Source organism: Paraburkholderia sp. FW306-2-2C-D06C, assembly GCF_058781505.1.
Genome location: NZ_JBYSWU010000031.1, coordinates 81,247 through 82,282, shown reverse-complemented (window position 1 = coordinate 82,282; position 1,036 = coordinate 81,247). Strand labels below are relative to the sequence as shown.

Sequence of the window (1,036 nt, the reverse complement as noted above, 5' to 3'; positions counted from 1 at the left end):
TGTTCGGCGAGCGGTTCACCGCCGCCATCAGCTGAGATTTTTAACCGACCTCAGCACACAAAATTCCTGACACCTCCCCGCCTTGTTTTCAGCCGCCCTTTCGTGCAAGAGACGAAGGTCATGACGGCTACCGGACGGGTAATCACAATTTGTATGGAACATGAAGCGTGAGATCCCTTGCGTATGTCCATCTCTCTAGCGGAAGCTCCGATGGCTGTATGCAGCCGGCCGCCCCGTTCGGGTCAACACTGAGCGGCGAATGTCAGCTGCCGACCCACATCGGCCGTTGGCACCAACGCAAGATCAATGGCCGCTTCCAAAGTTCTTCGGTCGTCCATGTCTGCGCGGCGCGCGGCAAGTCATCGGCCGGGGTGGCTCTATTCCAACTTCTCCCTGCCATCGGATCCACCTTGTGGTCCTCCTGACGGCCTCGACGCTGTATGATTCTGCGACACGGACACCGTCACTTCTACCGAGCACCCTCACCCCAATTTATCCGATAACCGGCTCCTGAACATTCTGTCAGCACCCCGCATGCGCGCCAACAAAGTGGTCGCCACACGAGAAGCAAGACCGGCTTCGACCAGAACGTCGCAAGGCGCTGACAGGGCATCGCGCCGAACCATGTCGGCGCGATGCCCGAACCGACTAGCGCGCCTAGTTCCAGCCGACCCGATCGTTCCAGAACTCGCTCCATACGTGGTTATCGAATCCGATCAGGAACAGATCGAGATTGCCCGGCGCACGCGACACCGCTGCGATCTGCTGGTTCTCGCGATCGAACACCGCCTGACCCGGCAGAGGGAACCAGTCCGTGCTCCAGCCCGCCTGGTCGTTCCAGAAGGTAGACCAGACGCGGTTGTCGAAGCCGATCACGAACAGATCGAGATTTCCGGATGCGCGTGACACCGCTGCAACCTGCTGCTTCTCATGGTCGAACACCGCCTGACCCGGCAGCGGGAACCAGTCGCCGTTCCAGCCCGCCTGGGCGTTCCAGAAGGCAGACCAGACGTGGTTGTCGAATCCGATCACGAAC

The 1,036-nt window shown here is 60.1% G+C and carries 1 protein-coding gene; it reads right to left on the bottom strand.

Annotated features, from left to right (window positions below):
* Positions 1–657: 657 nt before the first annotated feature.
* Positions 658–1,036, bottom strand: a 379-nt coding sequence (locus AC3WLT_RS22770) for a hypothetical protein (protein WP_492593941.1), incomplete at its 5' end; no start/stop codon positions are given.